This window comes from Streptomyces sp. NPDC023541 (genome assembly GCF_055559995.1).
The window spans coordinates 459,906-477,994 of the sequence record NZ_JBVHJO010000006.1; the positions used below are offsets into that span (position 1 = coordinate 459,906).

Here is an 18,089-nt window from a genome sequence, read left to right on the forward strand (position 1 = left end):
GGAGCCGTCTCAGAACACCTCGTCGTCCCAAGCGGCGAGGAGCGCCGCACCCAGGTCCTCCCCGGCCGCGGAGGGCTCCGCGTGGAGGGCCTGCTCACTCCAGATGATCTTGCCGCGGGCGGTGTAGCGAGTGCCCCACCGCTCGGCGAACTGCGCGACGAGGAAGAGCCCGCGCCCTCCCTCGTCGGTGGCCTCGGCCCGGCGCAGGTGCGGGGAGGTGCTCGACCCGTCGGAGACCTCGCAGACCAGGCTGCGTTCGTACAGCAGCCGCACCCGGATGGGCTGCGACCCGTAGCGGACGGCGTTGGTGATCAGTTCGCTGAGGATGAGTTCCGTGGTGAAGGCGATCTCCTCCAGGCCCCACTCCGCCAGCCGGCGGGCGCAGGCGTTGCGCACCGGCGACACCGCCGCCGGATCGGAGGGCACCTCCCACTCGGCGATCCGCCCGGGGTCCAGCCGGCGGGTCCGGGCCACCAGCAGCGCGATGTCGTCGCTCTGCCCGCCGGGCAGCATCGCGCCGATCACCGCGGCGCAGATCTCCTCCGGGGTCCTCGCGGGCCCGGCCAGGGCGGCGCCCAGCGCCGCGAGACCCGTGTCGATGTCGCGGTCACGGCTCTCCAGCAGCCCGTCGGTGAAGAGCACCAGCTGGGCGCCCTCGGGCACGGTCAGCACCGCGGTCTCCATGGGCATGCCGGCGCCCAGGCCCAGCGGTGGCGAGACCGGCACTTCGGGGAAGGACACGGTGCCGTCGGGGTGGACGACGGCGAGGCCCGGGTGGCCGGCGGTGGCGGCGGTGACCTGCCCGGAGACCGAGTCGTAGACGGCGCACAGGCAGGTGGCGCCGGTGAGGCCCTGCCACTCCTGCTCACCGGAGCCCTCGTCGGTGTCGATGTGGGCGACCAGCTCGTCCAGATGGCTCAGGAGCTCGTCCGCGGGCAGATCGAGCGTCGAGAAGTTGTGCATGGCCGTGCGCAGCCGGCCCATGGTGGCGGCGGCGTGCAGGCCGTGCCCGACGACATCGCCGACCACCAGCGCCACCCGGGCGCCCGGCAGCGGGATGACGTCGAACCAGTCGCCGCCCACCCCCGCCTGCGCGGGCAGATAGCGGTGGGCGACCTCGACCGAGGACTGGTCCGGTACGCCCCGGGGCAGCAGGCTGCGCTGCAGCGTGACGGCCATGGTGTGCTCGCGCGTGAAGCGGCGGGCGTTGTCGATGGACAGGGCCGCCCGGGCGGCCAGCTCCTCGGCGAAGGACACGTCCTCCTCCTCGAACGGCGGGGAGGGCTGCACCCGCCAGAAGCCAGCCATCCCCAGCAGCACGCCGCGGGCCCGCAGGGGTACGGCGATCACCGAGTGGACGCCCTGCTCCAGCATGCGCCGCGACCGGGCGGGGTCCTGGGCCATCCAGTCCCGGGTGACCCGCAGGTCCGCCACGCGCACCGCGTGCTCGCCGGCCACCCCGATCGCCATGGGGCTGGTCGCAACGAACCGGATCAGCTCGCCGACCTGGTAGAGGGGATGCGGCTCCTGCGCGGCGACGACGGCGGTGCGCCGCATCTCGGTACCCGGCTCGGGCGGCTCCTCGCCGTGCAGCACCGGGTCCAGCAGGTCGACCGAGGCGATGTCGGCGAACCTCGGGACCGCCACCTCCGCCAGTTCCCCGGCGGTGCGTTCCACGTCCAGCGTCGTACCGATGCGCACCCCCGCGTCGTAGAGCAGCTTCAGCCGCTCGTGGGCCACCTCGGCCCGGCCGGACAGCGCCCGCAGCTCGGTGGTGTCCCGCAGGGTGACCACGGTCCCCGCCTGCCCGAAGGGAGCGGTGGGCCGGATGTTCACCGCCAGCAGCCGATCGGCCGCCAGGTGGAGCTCGTCGGTCGCGGAACGGCCCGAGGCGATCGACGCCGCGATCTCCTCCTCCAGGCCCAGCTCCGTGACGGGCCGCCCCTCCGCGTCCGCCGGCAGGTCCAGCAGCCGCCGCGCCTCGTCGTTGGCCAGCAGCAGGCGCCCGCCGCCTCCCACGATCAGTACGCCCTCCCGCACCGCGTGCAGCACCGCGTCGTGGTGCTCGTACATCCTCGTCATCTCTGCCGGCCCCAGGCCGTGGGTCCGCCGCAGCAGCCGACGGCTCACCAGGGCCGTCCCGCCCGCGGACAGGGCCAGCACGAGCGCCGCCGAACCGATGACGACCGGCAGCTGCCGGTTGACCATGCTCTGTACGTTCGCGACCGTGACCGGGGAAGCCACGACGGCGATGACCCGGTCCTCGGAGTCCTTGACCGGAACCGCCGAGACCACGGACTGCCCCAGGGACCCCTCGAACGTCTCGGTGAAGGACTTGCCGGCCGCCGCCCTGGAGAAGGGGCCGACCACGCGCTTGCCGATCTGCCGAGGGTCGCTGTGGGTGATGGTGAGTCCGTCGAGCGTGTAGACGTTGATGCCGTCGACCCCGGCGATCTTCCGGGCCGCCTGGGCGCTCGGCTGCAGCAGCGCACTCGGGTTGGGACTGCGCAGGGCGGCGACGATGCCGGGGGACTCCGCGAACGTCCCGGCGGCGGCGAGCGTACGGTGCCGCGCGTCCAGCATGGCGTCGCTGCGGGCCTGCACCACGAGCGCCACCACCGCGGCGGCGACGAGCAGCACCACCACGACGAGCTGGAGGAGGAACACCTCGCCGGCCACGCTGCGCGCACTCAGCAGCGAGGACAGCCGCTGCGGCGGCCGGACCCTGCCCGCCCAGGGCTGGGCGGACTCCTGCTGCTCCTGCTGACGTCCTGAGCGGGGACCTTGAGAGGCGCCGGAGGAGCGTTTGGCCGAGCCGGGCAACCGACGCCGGAGATGTCCCAGGAAGACGCTCATAATCCATCTTCTAACCTCTCCCGCCCGTCGGCAGCGGGGAGCGGCGCCGAACTGCCGGAGCGCGCACCGAATCCCCCGGGACGGCTGAGCCGGCGAGCGCAGCGTCGTGGACTACGGAGAACACCCTTGACCTGCATGAAGCGGGCAGGGAGCCGAAAAGGACACGCCCCCGGCGTGCGCTGCGGAAGGGTGCAACGCGACCCCGCAGGAAAGCAGGCACCTCAAGGCCGCCCAGCCCAAGGACAGCAAGAAGTCGGCCGCCGGCCAGGAGGACAAGTCGCAGACAGGTGGACCCACCCCCGAGGGGCAGCAGCCCGACCACCCGTGACCGGCCGACCTCAGGCCTCAGGCCCCTGGCACGCCAGGGGCCGTCACACGCTCGTCAGGATCTGCGGCGACAGGGTTTCGATCAAGGTGTCCGTCTCGATCAGTCGGCCGCCCCGCGGACCAGGGGTCTGGTGAGGTGGTCGGGCGGGAGAGGCGTTGGCCTGCCGGCCGAACGCGTCGTTCGGGCCGTGGCGGCCCCGGTGGACCCGGTCCACCACCCGGCCGCGTACGCCGACCATGGCGCCGTCCTTGACGGCGATGTGTAGGGGGTCACCGTCCGAGTGAAAAAGGAGGCGGTCTCCACCCGGTGTTCGCGCACGTGTCCAGTCGCCCAGGCCATCCGGTCCACCCGGACCCCATGCTGCCTCCCGGCGACGACCGCAGCGGTGCGTCCGCCCGGCCGGGCGCTCACCAGGCCGCGAGATCGTTTACGGGGGAGCCGGGCCTGACGGTGGCGGCGCGCCTGTGTCAGTCGACGGAGAGGGCTTGCAGGAGGTCGCCGACCTGGGGGTCGGGCAGTGCACGGGCGACGTCGGCCTGGGCGACGATGCCGACGAGTCGGTGGCCGTCGATGACGGGCAGGCGCCGTACCTGGTGGTCGGCCATCGTGCGCATGATCTCGGCGGCGTCGTCGTCGGCTCCGATGGTGACCGCTTCGCCCTGGGCGAGTTCTCCGGCCTTGCACTGGGCGGGGTCCTTGCCGGCGCCGAGGACCTTCACCACGATGTCGCGGTCGGTGAGCATGCCCTTGAGCTTGTCGTCGGTGCCGCAGATCGGCAGCGCTCCGACGCCCATCTGTGTCATCTTCTTCGCGGCCTCAAGGACCGTTTCCTCGGCGCCGATGCACTCGGCGCCTTCCGTCATGATCTCGCGAGCCGTGGTCATCCGGCCGCTCCTCTCGGTAGGTGTCGTCATCCCGTGCCCTTGGGCCCGGAAGGGTGGGTGGGCGGGCACCGCTCGGGTGCCCGCCCACTCGCGTTCGATTCAGGTGTGCAGGCGGCTGTTGATGCCGTCGTGGCTGTCGGCGTGGTCCTCGTCGAACCAGTAGTCGCCGGCGGCCAGGTAGCGGAAGGAGTGCACGCTGCTGCCGGGCAGGGCGACGGTGACCGCGCGGGTACCGTCTTCACGCGGCACCAGGGTGTGGGTTCCGGGCTTCCACTCGTTGAAGTCACCGACCACGCTGACCGGGCCGGGGGGCGTATCGGCGGGCAGGATGAAGGTGACCTGGGTGCGGTCCTTGAGCTGCTTGCGTTCCAGCACGGAGTCTCCTGGCGGCAGGGGTGGATCGTCGCGGGCCATCCTCCATCCGGCGGGGCCGGGCAAGGGCCGGACACGCCAAGGGAGGTCACCTTGATGGTCCTGCACTGGGCCGAAGTGGGTAGATGCCGCCTCTGGCCCTCCTGCCGGCGTGGTGGGCCCGCGTCGCGAGGCGGGGACGCCAAGAACTCGGGAGGTCCACGCCGATCACCGCCCGCGCTCGCACTCGTCCGCGTCCAGAAGGCGGGCCGCCGCCTCCACGGGCGGCGGCAGCGGACGACGTGAGCGCAGCGCCGCCGGAAGCCGCTTGAACATCCCCACCAGCGCCTGCCGGGCCTCCGGGTCGCGCGCGGCGTCAGCGGCGAGCCGGCGGGTGTGCTCCGCAGCGACGCCCACCGGGCGGCGCAGCCACGCGGTCAGGGCGGCGTTGCGGCGCTGGACCGCGGGCCGGCCCGGCCGCACGCCACCGGTCGGACGGTGCACTGCCACCACGTCCGGAACGTGGCAGACGCCCCAGCCGAGCGCGGTCAGGTCGTAGGCGAGCAGGGTCTCCTCGCCTCCGAGGAACAGGATCGGGTGATAGCCGCCGGCTTGGAGGTAGGCGTCCCGTCGGGCGACGGCGGCGCAGGCCAGGAAACCGAGTACCTGCGGTCCCGGCAGATCGGCGGCGTGGTCGAGCGGGGAGGCGGCGAGCAGGGCGTTCAGCGGATCGGGGTCGGCATCGGGACCCACCCGGACGCAGGCGGCGAGCAGGCCCAGGCGCGCATGCCGGTCGAGCACGTCCGCCGCGCGCGCCAGGGAGCCGGCCTCCCACCATGAATCGTCGTCGCTGAACGCCACGTACGCCGTGCGCGCGTGACGTACGCCCAGATTCCGGCCCGGAGCGCCTAGATTGCGGCCGGGCGCCAGCAGGGTGACCTCCGGCCGGAGCCGTGCGACGGCTTCGGGGGTCCCGTCGGTCGACGCGTTGTCGACGACGATCACCGGCGGCCGCTCGGGCAGCGCTGCCAGCCGGTCGAGGGTCTGCAGCAGCTGGTCGCGGCGGTTGTGGGTGATGACGACGACGGTGGTGCGGGGATCGGGCGTCACGGCCGGGTCACCTCTGGTGGGGGTCGACGGGGGGCGATGCGCGAGGCCACGAAGGGCCCCGGTCGGGTCGGTCATGGTCTCTGCCGGACCCCTGCGGAGGAGCGCCGTTCGGGGCAGCCCGGGGCCGACGCCTGCCCACGGTCGCGGTCAGACAGTGGGGTCGGGTTCCTCACCCTCGGCGGGGGGATCGCCCTCGACGATGTGCATGGCCGCTTCCTCGGCGCTCGCCGCGCCTCCGTCGATGCCCTCGTCCCGGGCGATCAGTTCCTTGGTGGTGTCGCTTCGAACGCCCTGGTCCGGCGCCATCAGTCGCCCGGCGCGGTCGGTGCCCACCTCGGTGTCGATCAGTTCTCCCTGCCCGCCGGGCAGGTCCCCCAGACCGTCCCCGTCGGGGTCCGCCACGTCCGGGACTTCCTGAGCCAGCCTCTCGTCCAGCGTTTCACCGGCGTTCTGCTCCTCCGCCGTCGTGCCGTACTTCGTGACACCCAACGGCTTCTCCGGAGGGGAGTGGCCCTCGTCCAGCATGTCGTCGTACGTGCGCTCGTCCACGGCGTTCTGGAGGTCCAGCGGCGCCGCGTCCTCTTGCTCCTCGTTGCCGCCCGTGGGCTGGTAGGCGTCGTCCGCCATCTGGTTCTCGCTCATCGGAGCTCCTTTCCCCTCGCTGTCAGGGCCGCAGCCGGCCGCAGGTCCGGTCATCGAGCGCCGAGGTCCTGATCGCGGTGGCCAGGTGCACGGCTTCGTCCCCTCTCACCGGCTCCCGGAGCCGGAGTCGGCGTCCGGTGTGTGCTCGGTCATCTCGCTGCACTTCTGTCTCGATGACCCCTGGGAGCGGCTGCCCGCAAGGGGGCGGGCGAAAACAGCCGTGAGCGCCGGACCGGCGGCACCTTTCCCGCAGGTGGCGCCGGTCCGGCGAAGGGGGAGGAGCGGCCCGCTCAGGAAGGTTCCTTGCCCCGTCCGCTCATCGCGTCACGGAGTCGGTCGACGAGCCCGACACCAGGTGCCAGGAGTTTGTTGGCGGGCGGCTTGTCCGGGGCGGACGGGTGCGGACGCGTGGGGGCCGTCTTCTTGGCCTGGCGCACCTTGTCACCCAGGTTCTCCAGCATTTCCGTGGAACAGGCCTGCTTCAGGCGAGGGAACAGGTTGTTCTCCTCGTCGTTCACATGGCTGCGGATCTCCGTCATCAGCTTCGTGATGAGTTCGTCGAACCGTGGGTGACCGGCGTCGCAGCCCTCGAGTTCCTTCATGATGCGTTCCGCTGCGGCGTGGTCCTCCAGTTCCTTGTCGGCGATGCCGTCGCCGTTCGGAACGTGCTTGCGCACGGCGGGATACAGGTACGCCTCTTCGGCTACCGAATGCCGGACGAGTTCCATGGTGACCTGGTCGGCGTACATCTTCCTGCGAGCGTCACCGGAGGGAATCTCCTCGATGTTCGCGAATAGTTCCTCCACCTCCTCGTGGTCGGTCATCAATTCCGCGATCACGTCACCGCCGTGGCCCATGGGGAGTGCCCTTCTCTACGAGGTTGCCGGCCACCCAGTGAAGCGCGCGACGCCCACAGGACGTGGTTCCGCTTCACCCAGCGTGTCGGCCGACCTTGCGCCGAAAGGGTCTGCGGTGCGCGGATCAGGTGCGCGTGTCGCGCTCACGGTCGCTCCGTACGGGGGTGTCCGGCAGCCTCCCCCCCCCGGCGGGGCTGGATCGACCGGCGGTCCCAGAGAATCCGCGATCATGCGTTGCCGCTCGGCCGGATGGCGGACTTTTCGGCGTGCCCGGCCCCGCAGGGGAAGCGGTCCGGGTGCCGGTTCAGGGCAGCTTGCGGGGCGCCGAGGGGGCTGCGGGAGGACCGGTTCGGGACGATTCCCGCCAGTGACGGGCGGGGGTGTACGAGAGCGGCCGGTCCTGGCGAGGTGGGACGGCATGGAACGCGACTTCGCCGTCCTGACGGGACTTTCGGGCCCACCGTGCACCTGGCCCCCGACGGTGAACTCGGCCCGTGGACGAGAACGTCATCGCATCCTCTCAGCCTTCGACGCCGGTGGCGGTGTGGGAGGAGCCCACCGGCTTCGACTCCGGCGATCCCCGCTGGCGCAGGTAGACGGAGAGGATGACCATGGCGGCCACGGCCAGCAGTTCCGACTGCCAGTTCTGCAGTGTCCTGTTCCAGAAGTCCGGTGAGGCCAGGTAGGCACCCCAGCCGATGGGGTCCTGGAGCTGTCGTAGTTGCTGCTCGTCGTAGGCGGCCACGCCCGTGATCGACTGGGCCAGCCAGGACAGGGCGAACAGACCGCCCATGACCAGGCCCAGCGAGCGTGAGTACACCGTCTGCCGCCAGTCCTTCGCGCCGGCCCAGCGCGGCGAGTCCTCCCCGGCGTGATCGCCCACGCGTTGTTCGCGGTCGGACTCGGAACCGATCTTGTGGAGCTCCTTCGATTCCGGTGAGCCCCGTTGGACGAGCCAGACGGTGCCGAAGATGAACAGGAAGAACTGCAGGAACTCCGACTGCCAGTTCTCCGTGACGTCCACGGCGAAGTCCGAGGACGTCACGTACTCACCCAGGCTGATCCGCTGGAGGCCGTCGTCGGTGAGCTGGGCGTTGAACTCCGCGTGCCCGGCCAGTGCCTGTCCGAGCAGGACCAGCAGGAACGCCGTTCCGAAGGCGAGAGTGAGGCTGTTGTCCCTCCAGAAGTTCCCGTGCTCCCGGTCCCCCTCTCGGCTTCTGCTCATCGCTGCATCGCTCCGATCGCGATGAAGTAGCCGAGCCCGCCCACGATCACGACGAGGCAGGCAATGAAGAGTCCGCGCATGCTCATCCGCCCTTCACGACGCACTGGTAGGGCTTGTCCTCCTGTGGCGTGCAGCCTGCCGCGACGACGCGCCATCCGCCGGTGAACTGCGACAGGAACAGCGTCTCGCCGCCGGCGTGGACAAGGGCCTGGCGCCCGTAGACCTCGGCGCCGGCCGCCGCTCCCGGCACCGGCAGTTCCCGCTCCTCCAGCGCCTTCGCGCACGCTTGCTTCTCGTCCTCCTCCAGCTGCGTGCGGGTCTCAGGAGCCAGCAGGCCGCACGCTGCCCCGTAGTCCCGGGAGGCAAGCGCCTGCTCGAAGGCACGGCCGGCATCCCGGGCGCCGTCCACGCGCGCCCCGGACGCCCCGCAGCCCGCGAGGAACACGGCGAGCATCCCTGCCAGGGCCACGGCGCCGGCCGCCCTCAGAGCCGCACCGCGGGAGCCGGCTCCCGGTGTCATCGGCTGCCGGCGCTGGGAGCGGCCAGCGGATCCCGTGGCGCCTTCGGCTTCTCGGCTTCCATCCGCTCACCGAGTTCGGTGAGCCGGTTACGTCCCATCGCCTTGCGGACGTCGGGAAACCAGTCCTTCTCTTCTTCCTCGACGTGGTGGCGGACGTTCTCCATCAGGACGCTCATCTTCGCCTTGAACCGTTCGTCGGCTGCGTCCATGTCCTTGAGCTCGGACAGCATCCACACGACCGCGTGGTGCTCCTCGATGCTCTCCAGGATGTGGTCCGTGGTGTCCGGCGCTGCTTCCCGGGCGGCGGGGTAGAAGATCTGCTCCTCGATCCAGGCGTGGACGGTCAGCTCCTCGACTACCTGGTCGGCGATCCTCCGGCGTTCGTCCGTGTCCTCGTCCCCGGTCTTCTCGAACTGCTTGAACAGCTTCTCGACGGTCTTGTGGTCGTCACGCAGAAGTACGATCGCGTCCATGAATGGCCTTCGGGTGTGCGGATTACGGGATTTGTTTCCCTACCCTCGGGAAGCGGCCTTTGCCGCGCAGTCGGCCAGATGTCGCCCGAGTGGACCAAACGGAGCCGTTCTCCACCCCTGAGCCGACCCGATGCCCACCCGGAGCGGCCAAGCCAGCCCCGTCCAGGGAGCCGCAGCGCGCGGACGCCTCCTGACCTCCTGCGCGGCCTGTTGGCTCACTGCCTGATCGGTCCAGCCATCAGCTCGACATCGGTGCGGAGGGGCTCATCGCCCGGGCCCCGCACCGCCGACCTGCACCCCGCCGAGCGAGAGGCAGTGGCGTGGCCTGGGATGGTGAAACATTGCCGCCAGGACAGGTGCACTGCCAGCACGATGATTCCACTGATGCCCCTGCTCAACCTGCTGTCGGTGCGGGTCCCGGCCGTGGCCGGGTGAAGCCGCCCCAGACCGAGAGGGCGCCGCGGGGACCGCCGGCGTCGACGCGGTAGCCGTCGTGCTTGGCCTCCCGGCCGCCGGCGGCGTGGTTGTACTGGCCGGCGAAGACATGCTGTCCGGGACCGTGCGGCCCGGCTTGAGAATCCAGCGGTAGACCACTCTCGGGCGACGGCGACGAGCCGCCGTACGAGTCGGGGGGTGGCGGCGCTCGGGGCGGGCTGGCGGCTGATCCAGGCCGCTCAGCTGATCCCGCCGTACCCGGGTCACGAGTACGACGTCACGTCTCCTTATCTCAAGCACGAGTTCTTCTTCGAGCGGATCGTCGACGTCCGAGCGCAGCCGCAGGAGGCGGGCTCCCGGTAGGCGGGGCGCCCCTCCTCGTGCGGGCGGCGGCAGCAGCGCCGAGCCGAGGAGGGGCGAGGGCAAGGTCAGGCTCCGGCCTTGCGCTTGTTGTAGACGTCGAAGCCGACGGCCGCCAGCAGTACCAGGCCCTTGATCACCTGCTGGTAGTCGGTACCCACGCCGACCAGCGACATGCCGTTGTTCAGCACGCCCAGCACCAGACCGCCGGTGAGCGCACCGAGGACGGTTCCCACACCACCGCTCGCGGAGGCACCGCCGATGAAGGCGGCGGCGATCGCCTCCAACTCGAAGTTGATGCCGGCCTGCGGCGTACCGGCGTTGAGTCGCGCGGCGAAGACCAGCCCGGCCAGAGCCGCCAGGACGCCCATGTTCACGAAGGCCAGGAAGACGACCCGCTTGCTCTTCACCCCGGACAGCCTCGCCGCCGCCTCGTTGCCGCCGATGGCGTAGGTGTGCCGGCCGAGGATCGAGTTGCGCATCACGTACCCGAAGCCGCCCAGCAGGACACCGAGGATCAGCAGAACGACGGGCACCCCGTGGTAGCTGGCCAGCAGCAGCGTGAAGGCCACCACGGCCGCGGTGATCGTGCCGAGCTTGACCAGGAACAGCCCGGCCGGGAGCGGTTCCAGCCCGTACGAGGCGGCCCGCCGGCGTCCGCGCACCTCTTGCAGGATCGCGACGGCCAACACCACGAGGCCCAGCACCAGGGTGAGGTTGTGGTAATCGGTCTGGGGGCCGACCGCGGGGAGGAAGCCGCTGCTGAGGTTCTGGAAGCCCTTGGGGAACGGCGCCACCGACTGGCCCTGCAGGAGGATCTGGGTCCCACCGCGGAACAGCAGCATGCCGGCCAGAGTGACGATGAACGAGGGGATCCCGAGATAGGCGATCCAGAACCCCTGCCAGGCTCCGGCGAGAGCCCCGATCAGCAGCGCGGCCACCAGAGCCACGGGCCACGGCACCTGGTGCTCGACCATCATCACCGCCGCGGCCGCCCCGACGAAGGCGGCGAGCGACCCGACCGACAGGTCGATGTGCCCGGCGATGATGACGATCATCATGCCGATGGCCAGGATGAGGATGTAGCCGTTCTGCTGGATCAGATTGGTGATGTTGAGCGGCTGGAGCAGGATGCCGCCCGTCCAGATCTGGAACAGCAGCACGATCAGCGCCAGCGCGACCAGCATCCCGTACTGGCGTAGGTTCCCGCGCAGCGCTCGGGCCAGTACGGCACCAGCAGACGGTCGTTGGCCGGTATCCGGTGTGGCGGGCGCGGTCTCTGGGGTGGTCTCGGTCTGGGCCATGCCTCACACCTGCTTGTCGGGGTATGCCGCGCTCATGGTCATGAGCCGCATGAGGGATTCCTGGGTGGCGTCCGCGCGGGTCACCTCACCGGTGATCCGGCCTTCGGCCATGGTGTAGATCCGGTCGCACAGGCCCAGGAGCTCGGGGAGTTCGGAGGAGATGACGAGTACCGTCCTGCCCTCGGCGGCGAGTTCGGCGATGACGGTGTAGATCTCCGCCTTGGCGCCGATGTCGATGCCCCGGGTGGGTTCGTCGAGGATCAGCACCTCCGGCTCGGCGAAGATCCACTTGCTGAGAACGACCTTCTGCTGGTTGCCGCCGCTGAGCTTGCCGGTCTCCGCGAACACCGAGGGGGCCTTGATGTTCATGGTCCGCCGGAACGATTCGGCGATCCGGGCCTCCTCGTGCCGGTTGACCCAGCCTCGCCGGGCGACCTTGCCGAGGGAGCTCAGCGAGATGTTCCGGCTGATGTCGTCGTTGAGGTTGAGGCCGAGCTGCTTGCGGTCCTCGGTCACGTACGCGATGCCGTGCCCGATCGCCTCCGGCACCGTCCGGGTACGGATCTCCCGGCCGTGCAGCCGCACCCGGCCGTCGGTCCACCGTCCGTACGAGCGGCCGAAGACGCTCATGGCCAGTTCGGTGCGGCCGGCGCCCATGAGGCCGGCGATGCCGACGATCTCGCCTCGACGGACTTTGAGCGAGACGCCGTCGACCACCTTGCGCCGGTGGTCGATCGGGTGCCGGACGCTCCAGTCCTCGATTTCGAAGGCGACCTCGCCGATCTCCGGGACGCGCTCGGGGTAGCGGTGTTCCAGGTCGCGGCCGACCATGCCGCGGATGATCCGCTCCTCGGAGATGCCCTCCGAACCGATCGCCATGGTCTCGATGGTCCGCCCGTCGCGCAGGATGGTGACGGCGTCGGCGACCCGGGCGATCTCGTTGAGCTTGTGCGAGATGAGGATGCAGGAGATGCCCTGAGCCCTGAGTTCGAGGATCAGGTCGAGCAGCTTGCGGCTGTCCTCGTCGTTCAGGGCGGCCGTCGGCTCGTCCAGGATGAGCAGCTTGACCTTCTTGGCGAGCGCCTTGGCGATCTCGACCAACTGCTGTTTGCCGACGCCGAGATCGGCGATCCTCGTGTACGGGCTCTCGTCGAGTCCGACCTGCCGGATCAGTGCGGAGGCGTGGGTCAGGGTCCGGTGCCAGCTGATGACGCCCCGGGTGGCGTGCTCGTTGCCGAGGAAGATGTTCTCGGCGATGGACAGGTAAGGCACCAGCGCGAGTTCCTGGTGGATGATCACGATGCCGCGCTGTTCGCTGGCCCGGATGTCCCGGAACCGGCAGGGATCGCCCTCGAAGTAGATCTCGCCCTGGTAGCTGCCGTGAGGGTGGACCCCGCTGAGTACCTTCATCAGCGTGGACTTGCCGGCGCCGTTCTCACCGCAGACGGCGTGCACCTCACCCGCGGCGACGGTGAGGTTGACCTCGGAGAGGGCCTTGACACCGGGAAACGTCTTGCTGATCGACCGCATCTCGAGAACGGGTCGGGCCATGGTGGTGCATCCGTATCGTCGGGGCGGTGCGGTGCCGGGCGGTCTCCCGGGCGTCGCACCGCCGGTTCGGCGTCGCCGGACCCATCGGTTCGGCCCCGTGGGCTACTTCAGCTGGTCCGCGGTGTACTGTCCGTTGTCCACCAGGACCTTCTGGTAGTTCTCCTTGTCGACGCTGACCGGCTGGAGCAGCTGCGCCGGTACGGTCTTGACGCCGTTGTCGTACTGGGTGGTGTCGTTGACCTCGGGCTTGCCGCCGGTCAGTAGCGCGTCGCCCATCTGGACTGCGGCCTTGGCCAGTTGGCGGGTGTCCTTGTAGACGGTCTGGGTCTGCTCGCCCGCGATGATCGACTTCACCGAGGCCAGCTCGCCGTCCTGGCCCGTGACGACGGGCAGTGGCCGGCCGGCGCCGTAGCCGACGCCCTTGAGCGACGAGATGATGCCGATCGAGATGCCGTCGTACGGCGAGAGCACGGCGTCGACGCGGGCGGCGGTGTACGACTTGCTCAGCAGGTTGTCCATCCGGGACTGGGCGAGACCGCCGTCCCAGCGCAGTGTGGCGATCTGGTTGAAGGAGGTCTGGCCGCTCTGCACGACCAGCTTCTTGTCGTCGATGTACGGCTTGAGGACGCTCATCGCACCGTTGAAGAAGAACGTGGCGTTGTTGTCGTCCGGTGAGCCGGCGAACAGCTCGATGTTGAACGGGCCCTTGCCGTCCTTGAGGCCGAGCTTGTCGACGATGTAACTGCCCTGGAGGACTCCGACCTTGTGGTTGTCGAAGGTCGCGTAGTAGTCGACGTTCCCGGTGCCCCGGATCAGCCGGTCGTAGGAGATGACGGGGACGTGGGCGTCGGCGGCCTTCTGCAGCACGTTGGTGAGCGAGGAACCGTCGATGGCGGCGATCACCAGCAGCTTGGCCCCTTTGGTGATCATGTTCTCCACCTGGGAGACCTGGTTCTCCACGACGTTGTCGCCGTACTGGAGGTCGGTCTTGTAGCCCTTGGCCTGGAACTCCTCGACCATGTTGTTGCCGTCGTTGATCCAGCGCTCCGACGACTTGGTCGGCATGGCGATGCCGATGAGGCCGCCTTTGGCATCCCCGCCGGCCCCGCCGTCGCCCGCTCCGTTGGCGCTCTGGCCTCAGGCTGCCAGCGACAGCGTCAGACCCACGGTGACAAGGCCCGCTGAAAACTTCCGCACAGTTCCTCCAGTGATGTCCCGCGACCGGCACAGTGCGACCCGGCTGGAGAACCGGAAGCGGTCGAGCGGGGCCCGGCCGGGAGTCGTTTCCTCGCGCCGTGCGAAGTCGGGGTGGCAACGGCTCCGGCCTGGCAACACCTGAGTGTTAACGCTCACAAGAGTGCCGTCAAGGGTCTGTTCGGATCACCGTCGGGTCAACAATTCCGCAGGCGATTGGCTTCCCCTGGCGGAGCACGTGCGCGTCGGGCCCGTCCGGGCACGCTGACCCAAGCGGCCTCAGCGGCCTCAGCGGCTTCGGGTAAGCGTTGGTCCCGCCATTGGTCCGGATCTCGGTCCTGAGGATCCGCCCGCCCCACGCCCGGATGGTGGTGGCCCCCCGCCGCATGCCCTTGTCCGTTGACGCTCACATGGCCTTCACCGAGGGCCGGTAGCGTACCGTGGCCCGGAGTCGAGGAGGGAAGTGCGAGTGGGAACCGACAGCGCCGGGGCCGAGCAGCGCCACCCAGTGATGGCGGACGTGGCGAAATTGGCCGGCGTGTCCCACCAGACGGTGTCCCGGGTGCTCAACGGCGCCCCGCACGTGCGGCCCGGCACCCGGGAGCGGGTGCTCGCAGCCATCCGGGAGCTGGACTACCGGCCCAACTCCGCCGCCCGCGCCCTGGTCACCCGCCGCTCGCAAACCCTCGGCGTGGTCAGCTTCCAGTCGACCCTGTACGGCCCCGCCTCGATGCTGGACGGCATCGAGCAGGCTGCGCGCAGTGCGGGGTATTCCGTCAGCGTGACGAGCCTGCGCTCCCTGGACGGCCGCTCGGTTCAGGAGGCTGTCGACCGGCTGCGCGACCAGGGCGTGGAAGGCGTTGCCGTGATCGCGCCCCAGATCTCAGCCGTCAGTGCGGTGGCCAGGCTCTCCAGCTCCGTGCCGGTCGTCGCGGTCGGATCGGGCAGCCAGTCGCGGGTTCCCATGGTCTCGGTGGACAACCGCTCCGGCGCCGAAGCGGCAACCAGGCACCTGCTCGATCTGGGCCACCGCACCGTGCACCACCTGGCCGGCCCGGCCGGCTGGCTGGAGAGCCAGGACCGCCAGGAGGGCTGGCGCGGGGCGCTGGAGGCTGCCGGAGCCCCCGTGCCGCATGTCGAGCGCGGCGACTGGAGCGCGCGCGCCGGCTACCAGGCGGGCTTGCGGATCTCCGAACTGGGCGACGTCACCGCCGTCTTCTGCGCCAACGACCACATGGCGCTCGGCCTGCTGCGCGCCCTGCACGAGGCCGGCCGCTCGATCCCGGGCGACATCAGCGTGGTCGGCTTCGACGACATTCCCGAGGCGGCCTACTTCACCCCGCCCCTGACCACCGTGCGGCAGGACTTCGGCGAGCTCGGCCGCCGGGCCCTGGAACTGCTCGTCGAGGAGTTGGAGGGCGTCGCGCACACCCGCCCCCATGTGCGGATCTCGCCGGAGATGGTGCTGCGTCGCAGCGTGGGTCCCGCCGCTCGCCGTTGAGCCGGCACCATCGGGCGGGCTGACCGCCCCAGTGGCCCGCACTCTGCGAGGCGCACGCCGCACTCGGTTGAGGGCTCCGTAACCCTTGACAGGGACGCAATGTGAACGCTAACAATTTGGCTCATGAAGGTGCAGGCCGAGACTGCCTTCGAAAACGCGGGTTCCGGGGAGGCGCGGCTGGAACTCTGCCGGTGACCGGCTGCTGGCGGAGATCGGTGTTCCGGTCACCGGCGACCGCTACACGAGTACGACCGTCGCGGCCGAGCTCGCCGTCCCGCTGGACGGCGTCCACGACCTGCGGCTGACGCTGCAGGGCGGCTTCCGTCTGGCCGCCTGCTGCTTCACCACGTCCGGCGGGACGACCGACTGGGGCCCGCACCTGCGAGACCGGCGGCCCGTCCGAGGGGGGCGGGCCGCCACCCCTGCCCACAGCAGTGCCCGGACCTACGAGACAAGGCTCCCTGCGGCCGCCAAGTTCCGTCGCCTCGTCACCTCTCCGCCCGGAGGAACTCCCCATGCCGCTCACAGGCCTCGACCTGGACGAACTCATCCGATACCGGCCAGGTTGTCCGATCCGACGGATTTCGACGCCTTCTGGCGGCGGACCCTTGCCGAAGCCCGGTCGCTTCGGCGACCACGGCGGCGGCTGCGGCTCCCACCCGCCCGTCCAACTGGCCCGCTGCGCGAGAGCGGCCTGGCGCCGGAGCTCTGATCGCCCTCCACCACCGGCCCGGGCAGACCCCGCGAGGGCGGCCGGCGCGCCGGGCCGCCCCACGCACTGAGCCCCGCCCCCGAGACCCAAGCGGTCTCGGGGAAGCCGAGACCGCTTAGGAGCCCGACAGACCCATGAGGTACCGCCCATGAGCACCCCGGTCTTCCCGGAACTGCCCGCCGGGTTCCGTTTCGGTGCCGCGACCGCCGCCTACCAGATCGAGGGCGCCCACGACCAGGACGGCCGCGGCCCGTCCATCTGGGACACCTTCAGCCACACCCCCGGCCGCACGCTCGACGGTGCCACGGGCGACACGGCCTGCGAGCACTACCACCGCCACGGCGAGGACATCGCCCTGCTGCGCGGGCTCGGCGTCGACAGCTACCGCTTCTCGATCGCCTGGCCCCGCTTGCTGCCCCGGGGCACCGGACCGGTCAACCCCAAGGGCCTGGACTTCTATGACCGCCTGATCGACGAGCTGCTGGCCGCCGGGGTCGCCCCCGCCGTCACCCTCTACCACTGGGACCTGCCCCAGGCCCTGGAGGACCGCGGTGGCTGGCGCGTCAGGGAGACCGCCGAGGCGTTCGCGCAGTACGCGGCCCTCGCAGCCGAGCGCTACGCAGACCGGGTGGAGCGCTGGATCACCCTCAACGGGCCCTACTGCTCCGCCTTCGTCGGCTACGCCGAGGGGCGGCACGCACCCGGTGCCGAGGAGGGCCGCGGCGCGCTGGGGGCCGCCCACCACCTGCTGGTCGCCCACGGCCTCGCGATACGGGAGCTGCGCGCCGCGGGCGCCCAGGAGATCGGGATCTCCCTCAACCTCGACCGCATCCACCTCGCCTCAGCCCTCCCGGAGGACCGAGCCGCCCTGCGCCGTGCCAAGGTCCTCCACAACGAGGTCTGGACCGAGCCGCTCCTCGCGGGCCGCTACCCCGCGCACGAGGCCGAGACCTGGGCCGGCCTCGCCGACGGCCCCTGGCGGCTGCCGGGCGACCTGGAGCTGATCGGCGCCCCGCTGGACTTCCTCGGCGTCAACTTCTACCGCCCGATCACCGCCGCCGCCGCCCCCCACCGCACGAACGACCCCGAACTGCGCACCGCCGTGGACATCGGCGTCACCGAGCTGGACCCGTACAGGACCCGGCACACCACCATGGGATGGCCCGTCGTCCCGGACGCGCTCACAGCGTTGCTCCGTGAACTCCACGCCCGATACCCGCGGCTTCCACCGGTCTGGATCACCGAGAACGGCTCCGCCGAGGCCGACACCGTCGGCCCCGACGGCCGGGTCCATGACACCGAGCGGATCGACTACCTCGCGGACCACCTCGCCGCCGTCGCCGACGCCATCTCGGCAGGGGTGGACGTGCGTGGCTATTACGTCTGGTCGCTGCTGGACAACTTCGAGTGGGCGCGCGGCTACGGCCAGCGCTTCGGCTTGGTCCATGTCGACTACGACACGCTGACCCGAACGCCCAAGGACAGCTACCACTGGTACCGGGGCCTGATCACCGCGCACCGCGCGCGGACGGAGGAACCTGCACGATGAAGTTCACCGACGGCTACGGGCTGATGCGCCCGGGCGTCACCACGCGTTACGTCAGCGAGCAGCCGCCAGGTCGTCGGTGTCGAGGCGATCGTCCGTGGCCCGCGTCGAGCTGGTCCGCACCCTGCGGGAGCTGGGCCTCGGGCTCGGCGACGTATGCCGCGTCCTGAGCGGCCGCACGACGGTCGCCGAGGTCACCGGCGCGCAGCACGCCGGCCCCTGGCCAGAGTCGTGCCCCCG

At 70.6% G+C, this 18,089-nt stretch carries 14 protein-coding genes and 3 pseudogenes; 4 read left to right on the forward strand and 13 right to left on the reverse strand.

Going from position 1 to position 18,089, the window contains the following annotated elements; all coding sequences use genetic code 11:
* Positions 1–9: 9 nt before the first annotated feature.
* The 10 genes from ACZ3X1_RS18330 to ACZ3X1_RS18375 form a co-directional block, all read right to left on the reverse strand.
* Positions 10–2,856: a SpoIIE family protein phosphatase gene (locus tag ACZ3X1_RS18330; protein ID WP_467280273.1), complete on the reverse strand. Its 2,847-nt coding sequence runs from the start codon at positions 2,854–2,856 to the stop codon at positions 10–12.
* Positions 2,857–3,227: 371 nt separating this feature from the next.
* Positions 3,228–3,422, reverse strand: a complete 195-nt coding sequence (locus ACZ3X1_RS18335) for a hypothetical protein (protein WP_467280274.1) — start codon at positions 3,420–3,422, stop codon at positions 3,228–3,230.
* Between the two features lie 229 nt (positions 3,423–3,651).
* Complete coding sequence (locus ACZ3X1_RS18340) at positions 3,652–4,068, reverse strand: CBS domain-containing protein (protein WP_356811782.1); 417 nt, start codon at positions 4,066–4,068, stop codon at positions 3,652–3,654.
* A 99-nt stretch (positions 4,069–4,167) separates the two neighbouring features.
* On the reverse strand, positions 4,168–4,443 hold the full coding sequence (locus ACZ3X1_RS18345) for an early set domain-containing protein (protein ID WP_356811783.1): 276 nt from the start codon (positions 4,441–4,443) through the stop codon (positions 4,168–4,170).
* Positions 4,444–4,647: 204 nt separating this feature from the next.
* Complete coding sequence (locus tag ACZ3X1_RS18350; RefSeq protein WP_467280275.1) at positions 4,648–5,529, reverse strand: glycosyltransferase family 2 protein; 882 nt, start codon at positions 5,527–5,529, stop codon at positions 4,648–4,650.
* A 147-nt stretch (positions 5,530–5,676) separates the two neighbouring features.
* Positions 5,677–6,171 carry a DUF5709 domain-containing protein gene (locus ACZ3X1_RS18355; RefSeq protein WP_467280276.1) on the reverse strand — a complete coding sequence of 165 codons (495 nt, stop codon included), beginning with the start codon at positions 6,169–6,171 and terminating at the stop codon, positions 5,677–5,679.
* 290 nt (positions 6,172–6,461) lie between these two features.
* The gene (locus ACZ3X1_RS18360; RefSeq protein WP_362622660.1) at positions 6,462–7,028 is read right to left on the reverse strand and encodes a hemerythrin domain-containing protein; all 567 of its coding nucleotides are present in this window, start codon (positions 7,026–7,028) and stop codon (positions 6,462–6,464) included.
* A gap of 520 nt (positions 7,029–7,548) precedes the next feature.
* On the reverse strand, positions 7,549–8,253 hold the full coding sequence (locus tag ACZ3X1_RS18365; protein WP_356811787.1) for a DUF6766 family protein: 705 nt from the start codon (positions 8,251–8,253) through the stop codon (positions 7,549–7,551).
* 82 nt (positions 8,254–8,335) lie between these two features.
* The gene (locus ACZ3X1_RS18370; protein ID WP_467280277.1) at positions 8,336–8,722 is read right to left on the reverse strand and encodes a hypothetical protein; all 387 of its coding nucleotides are present in this window, start codon (positions 8,720–8,722) and stop codon (positions 8,336–8,338) included.
* A gap of 47 nt (positions 8,723–8,769) precedes the next feature.
* A complete protein-coding gene (locus ACZ3X1_RS18375) occupies positions 8,770–9,246 on the reverse strand; it encodes a hemerythrin domain-containing protein (protein ID WP_356811789.1) in 477 nt (158 codons plus the stop codon).
* Positions 9,247–9,833: 587 nt separating this feature from the next.
* Between ACZ3X1_RS18375 and ACZ3X1_RS18380 the strand changes: the two are divergent.
* A pseudogene (locus tag ACZ3X1_RS18380) lies at positions 9,834–10,044 on the forward strand (hypothetical protein); the annotation flags it as partial.
* 65 nt (positions 10,045–10,109) lie between these two features.
* On the opposite strand, the gene mmsB reads toward ACZ3X1_RS18380, so the two are convergent.
* The 3 genes and pseudogenes from mmsB to chvE form a co-directional block, all read right to left on the reverse strand.
* Positions 10,110–11,345 (reverse strand): multiple monosaccharide ABC transporter permease, encoded by a 1,236-nt coding sequence (mmsB, locus tag ACZ3X1_RS18385; protein WP_467280278.1) that lies wholly within the window; start codon positions 11,343–11,345, stop codon positions 10,110–10,112.
* A gap of 3 nt (positions 11,346–11,348) precedes the next feature.
* Positions 11,349–12,896, reverse strand: coding sequence for a multiple monosaccharide ABC transporter ATP-binding protein (gene mmsA / locus ACZ3X1_RS18390; RefSeq protein ID WP_467280279.1), 1,548 nt, complete (start codon positions 12,894–12,896; stop codon positions 11,349–11,351).
* Positions 12,897–12,998: 102 nt separating this feature from the next.
* Positions 12,999–14,033: pseudogene (gene chvE / locus ACZ3X1_RS18395) on the reverse strand (multiple monosaccharide ABC transporter substrate-binding protein); the annotation flags it as partial.
* Positions 14,034–14,559: 526 nt separating this feature from the next.
* Between chvE and ACZ3X1_RS18400 the strand changes: the two are divergent.
* From ACZ3X1_RS18400 to ACZ3X1_RS18410, 3 genes and pseudogenes are all read left to right on the forward strand, one after another.
* On the forward strand, positions 14,560–15,591 hold the full coding sequence (locus ACZ3X1_RS18400; protein ID WP_467280280.1) for a LacI family DNA-binding transcriptional regulator: 1,032 nt from the start codon (positions 14,560–14,562) through the stop codon (positions 15,589–15,591).
* A gap of 860 nt (positions 15,592–16,451) precedes the next feature.
* Entirely contained in the window at positions 16,452–17,852 is a 1,401-nt protein-coding gene (locus ACZ3X1_RS18405) for a GH1 family beta-glucosidase (RefSeq protein ID WP_467280281.1), read from the forward strand.
* A gap of 88 nt (positions 17,853–17,940) precedes the next feature.
* Positions 17,941–18,054 (forward strand): annotated as a pseudogene (locus ACZ3X1_RS18410) (MerR family transcriptional regulator); the annotation flags it as partial.
* Between the last annotated feature and the right edge of the window lie 35 nt (positions 18,055–18,089).

Coding starts and splice junctions, on each gene's coding strand:
- ACZ3X1_RS18365 (WP_356811787.1), bottom strand. CDS start 8,253: ATGAGCAGAAGCCGAGAGGGGGACCGGGAGCACGGGAACTTCTGGAGG.
- ACZ3X1_RS18360 (WP_362622660.1), bottom strand. CDS start 7,028: ATGGGCCACGGCGGTGACGTGATCGCGGAATTGATGACCGACCACGAG.
- ACZ3X1_RS18335 (WP_467280274.1), bottom strand. CDS start 3,422: ATGGTCGGCGTACGCGGCCGGGTGGTGGACCGGGTCCACCGGGGCCGC.
- ACZ3X1_RS18405 (WP_467280281.1), top strand. CDS start 16,452: ATGAGCACCCCGGTCTTCCCGGAACTGCCCGCCGGGTTCCGTTTCGGT.
- ACZ3X1_RS18355 (WP_467280276.1), bottom strand. CDS start 6,171: ATGAGCGAGAACCAGATGGCGGACGACGCCTACCAGCCCACGGGCGGC.
- mmsB (WP_467280278.1), bottom strand. CDS start 11,345: ATGGCCCAGACCGAGACCACCCCAGAGACCGCGCCCGCCACACCGGAT.
- mmsA (WP_467280279.1), bottom strand. CDS start 12,896: ATGGCCCGACCCGTTCTCGAGATGCGGTCGATCAGCAAGACGTTTCCC.
- ACZ3X1_RS18330 (WP_467280273.1), bottom strand. CDS start 2,856: ATGAGCGTCTTCCTGGGACATCTCCGGCGTCGGTTGCCCGGCTCGGCC.
- ACZ3X1_RS18375 (WP_356811789.1), bottom strand. CDS start 9,246: ATGGACGCGATCGTACTTCTGCGTGACGACCACAAGACCGTCGAGAAG.
- ACZ3X1_RS18340 (WP_356811782.1), bottom strand. CDS start 4,068: ATGACCACGGCTCGCGAGATCATGACGGAAGGCGCCGAGTGCATCGGC.